Annotated in this window: 5 protein-coding genes and 1 pseudogene; 3 read left to right on the top strand and 3 right to left on the bottom strand. The window is 67.1% G+C overall.

Features of this window, described 5'->3' with window-relative positions; genetic code table 11:
* Together Q0480_RS05825 and Q0480_RS05820 are read left to right on the top strand one after the other, a co-directional pair.
* Window positions 1-350 (top strand): annotated as a pseudogene (locus tag Q0480_RS05825) (phenylacetate--CoA ligase); the annotation flags it as partial.
* Between the two features lie 103 nt (window positions 351-453).
* Window positions 454-1,053, top strand: a complete 600-nt coding sequence (locus tag Q0480_RS05820) for a TetR/AcrR family transcriptional regulator (RefSeq protein ID WP_299131442.1) — start codon at window positions 454-456, stop codon at window positions 1,051-1,053.
* Between the two features lie 58 nt (window positions 1,054-1,111).
* Here the strand turns inward: Q0480_RS05820 and Q0480_RS05815 are convergent, their stop codons facing one another.
* Together Q0480_RS05815 and Q0480_RS05810 are read right to left on the bottom strand one after the other, a co-directional pair.
* The gene (locus Q0480_RS05815; protein ID WP_299131441.1) at window positions 1,112-1,723 is read right to left on the bottom strand and encodes a transferase hexapeptide repeat family protein; all 612 of its coding nucleotides are present in this window, start codon (window positions 1,721-1,723) and stop codon (window positions 1,112-1,114) included.
* A complete protein-coding gene (locus Q0480_RS05810; protein ID WP_299131440.1) occupies window positions 1,720-2,199 on the bottom strand; it encodes an acyl-CoA thioesterase in 480 nt (159 codons plus the stop codon). The genes Q0480_RS05815 and Q0480_RS05810 overlap by 4 nt, the downstream gene beginning before the upstream one ends.
* 222 nt (window positions 2,200-2,421) lie before the next feature.
* Here Q0480_RS05810 and Q0480_RS05805 point away from each other — a divergent pair, with 222 nt between their 5' ends.
* Complete coding sequence (locus Q0480_RS05805; RefSeq protein ID WP_299131439.1) at window positions 2,422-3,444, top strand: autoinducer binding domain-containing protein; 1,023 nt, start codon at window positions 2,422-2,424, stop codon at window positions 3,442-3,444.
* On the opposite strand, the gene Q0480_RS05800 is transcribed toward Q0480_RS05805, so the two are convergent.
* The coding region (locus tag Q0480_RS05800; RefSeq protein WP_299131438.1) for a nuclear transport factor 2 family protein at window positions 3,437-3,826 on the bottom strand (390 nt) is incomplete at its 5' end. The genes Q0480_RS05805 and Q0480_RS05800 overlap by 8 nt on opposite strands.

The raw sequence follows: 3,826 nt of genomic DNA, 5'->3' as shown, positions 1-3,826 counted from the left end.
TGCGGCGGATGGAGAAGGTCACCGGCCGCTCGGACGACATGATCATCCTGCGCGGCGTCAACGTCTTCCCGACCCAGATCGAGGAGCAGATCCTGAAGGTGGCGGGTCTCGCCCCCCACTTCCAGATCGAACTCGTGAGGAAAGGCCGCATGGACGACCTCATCGTCCATGTCGAGGCCGCCGCCAATGCCGCCTCGCCGGAAGCCCGCGCCGCCTCGGCCAAGGAACTTTCCCACCATATCAAGAGCGTGGTCGGCGTCTCGACGAAGATCGACGTCGCCGACCCCGACAGCGTTGCCCGTTCCGAGGGCAAGGCGAAGCGAGTGGTGGACAATCGGCCGAAAGAATGATTTTACCGACCAGACGGACGACGAATTGACCCGCGGGGGGTGGCCGGACACGGGCCGCCCCCCGACGCGCGTCCCGGGCTCGCTTGGGATTGGAACTGACTGCATGGCACGCACCCGCGCCAGCGACTTCGAGGAAAAGCAGCACGGTCTTCTCGTGAGCGCCGCGGCGGTCTTTGCCGAGCAGGGTATGGAAAAGGCCTCGATGGCCCAGATCGCGACGCATTCCGGGGTGTCGAAGGCGCTGCTCTACCACTACTACCCAAGCAAGGATTCACTGATCTTTGCGATCGTCCACGAGCATCTCATCGACCTCGAGGCGGCGCTGGCGGCGGCCGTCGACGCGTCGCTGTCGCCGGAGGATCAGCTCCGCGTGCTGGTCGGGACGGTGCTCGACAAATACCGCGGCGCCGACGATGCACACCGGGTGCAGCTCATTGGCACGGCCGCGCTTTCGGACGAGCAGCGCAACGAGATCCGCGCGGTCGAGCGGCGGATCGTGCGGCATTTCTCGCAAGTGCTGCGGCAAGTCCACCCCGAGCTCGATCGACCCGAGCGGCCGCTGCTGATGCCGGCGACCATGTCGCTCTTCGGCATTATGAACTGGGTCTACCTGTGGTTCCACGACGGCGGGCTGATCACCCGGGAGGAATACGCCGACATGGCGACGACGATGGTCCTCGATGGCGTGAAGGCGGTCCGCTGACGGGGCGACGGCGGATGGCAGGGGCTCGTCCCTCGCGCGGTTCGCCGGCGGCGCGGTATCAGTCGCCGAGCTTCATGCGCTCCATCACCAGCGGATCGTAGTCCGGCGCGCGGACCCGGCGCCGGCCGGGTTCGGGGGTGGCGAGCGGCTCGGCCCGGGCGAGTTTCGAATGCGCCTCGAACGCGAGTCGTTGATAGACCCCGGTTCCCCGCGTCTTCCAGTCGATCTCCTGGTCGGAGAGTTCACGCACCACCTTCGCCGGCGAGCCGACGGCAAGGCTCCGGGCCGGGATCTTCCGCCCCGCCGGCACGAAGGCCATGGCGCCGACGATGGAATTCTCCCCGACCTCCGCCTCGTCCATGACCACGGCGTTCATGCCCACCATCGCGTTGCGCCCGATGCGGCAGCCGTGCAGCACCGCGCCGTGGCCAATATGGCCCGAGGGCTCCACGACCACCCCGAGGTTCGGGAAGGTGTGGACGACGCAGGTCTCCTGCACATTGGCACCGGCGCCGATCTCGATCCGCCCGAAGTCGCCGCGCAGCACGCATTGCGGGCCGATATAGACCCCGGCGGCGACGATGACGTCGCCGATCAGCGTGGCGTCGGGATGGACGAAGGCCTCAGGATCGATGACCGGGACGATGCCGTCCCAGGACCAGATGCTCATTCCCCGCCCCCGGTCGCCTTTTCCATTTCCGCGGCGACCTCGCGGCGGAGGCGGCGGCGCAGCTCGGCGGCGCGATTCCGCCGGTCCTCCACCACGTTGAGGATCTTCAGCTCCGGGATCTCGGCCGGCTTGCCGGTATCGTCGACGGCGACCATGGTGAAGTAGCAGGAATTGGTGTGCCGGACGACGCCGGTGCGGATATCCTCGGCCTCGACGCGGATGCCGATCTCCATCGAGGTGCGCCCGGCGTAGTTGACACTGGCGAGGAAGGTGACGAGCTCGCCGACGTTGATCGGCTCCTTGAAGATCACCTGGTCGACCGAGAGCGTCACCGCGTAGCGACCCGAGAAGCGCGAGGCACAGGAGAAGGCCACCCGGTCGAGCAGGTTGAGCAGCGCCCCGCCGTGCACCTTGCCGGAAAAGTTCGCCATGTCGGGGGTCATCAGGACCGTCATCTGCAGGCGGCGAGGGTCCATGGGCGTCCTCCGCTGAGCGCGGTCTCGCCCGCGACGCATGATGGGTAGCGCGTGCGGGGGCGGTGGCGCAAGCCCGAAGCCGCCCGGCGTGGCCGCTCCGGCACACTTGCCCATACGGGAAGGTTTTCCGGACCGATTCGGAAGTCGGTTAAACCTCTGTTCATCATGAAGTTGAATGGTTCCCTCGGTATCGACTGACCATGTTGAGTAATGAGGGCACGAATGATCGGCTGGGTTGAGGCCTCCCTGTACGAGGCCATCAATTGCCTTGCGCGCGTAGGCAAGAACGAATTAGCGACGGACCTGACCCGCCTGCTGGAAACGCTGGATTTCGAAGAGCTGGAAGTATTCCGCGATCCCGCCTCCGAGGTGATCGCGGATCAGCTGCTGGAGGTCTCGACCTTCCCCGATCTCGTCGATCTGCTGCGGCAGTTCTCCGAGGCGATCGGGGTGGCGCATTGCACGCTGCACGTGGTGAGCGAGCTGCCGTCGATCGCCTTCACGACGCGGGCGCTGACCACCTATCCGGAGGAGTGGGTCACCCGCTATTTCAACCGGCGCTACATCAATATCGATCCGGTCCAGGCGGCGGCCGCCACCGCCGAGAGCGGGTTCTTCTGGGACACGCTGCAGGTGACCGATCCGAATGTGCGGGCCTTCTACCACGACGCCAAGTCGCGGGGGATCGGGCCGTCGGGATACACGCTGCCGATCATGACCGAGCGCGGCGACAAGATCGCCATCTCGGTCAGCTCGCCCGAGGACCGCGAGCGGTTCCGCGACCGGATCGGGCATGTCGAGCAGGACCTGGTGACGGTGGGCTACTGCATCACCGAGGCCTTCTCGCGGCTGGCTTCCGAGGATCGGCCGACGGATTTCACCCTGACCGACGACCAGATGGTGATCCTGCGGGCGGTGGCCATGGGACTGGACGAGGCGGAGATGCGCAGCCAGTCCTATATCTACGGCTCCTATGCGACACTGGAGCGGTCGATCTGCAGCCTCTTCCGCACCCGGACGGTGGCGCAGGCGGCCATCGTGGCGGCGCGGGTCGGACTCCTGACCAATGCGCCCCTGACCAAGGCGGACATCCTGATCGGGTCGAGCCGGGTGCCGGCCAACCGCGTGGTGACCACGCCAAACGCCACCTCGATGCGGCGGCTGATCCGGATGCGCAACGTGATGCCCGGCGAGAGCGAGCCGCAGGACGAAGCGTCCCCGGACTGGCATCGGGCCTTCACCTAGCAGGGCCGACCTCCGGGTCGGGGGTGAAGGCGACGAAGCGGGCGATGGACCATCGCCCGTCGGGCTGGCGGCGGAGTATGTCGATGCCTTCCTCGGTCGTGGTTTCGCGGACGCCCCGCGCCTCGGTGGTGAGGGTCCAGGTCAAGCGGACGACCGCGAGGGCTCCGTCGATGGTGATCTCGTGCAGTTCGGGCGGGTCGTAGCTGAGGCGGAGGTCGTCGCGGGCGAGAACCCGGGCGAGGTTGCCGCACATGCTGGCCTGCGTGCCGCCGAGCTGGTCCGGCATGTCGTAGGCGAGACCGGGGGCGAAGAGGTCGCAGGCGCCGGCGGCGTCGCGGGCGTTGAAGGCTGCCGTCCAGTCCAGGAACAGATCGGAAGAGCC

The sequence above is a fragment of the uncultured Amaricoccus sp. genome (genome assembly GCF_937891315.1).
GTDB lineage: Bacteria > Pseudomonadota > Alphaproteobacteria > Rhodobacterales > Rhodobacteraceae > Amaricoccus.
Note: the sequence above shows the minus strand (reverse complement) of the source record. Positions and strands in the feature narration are given on the sequence as shown.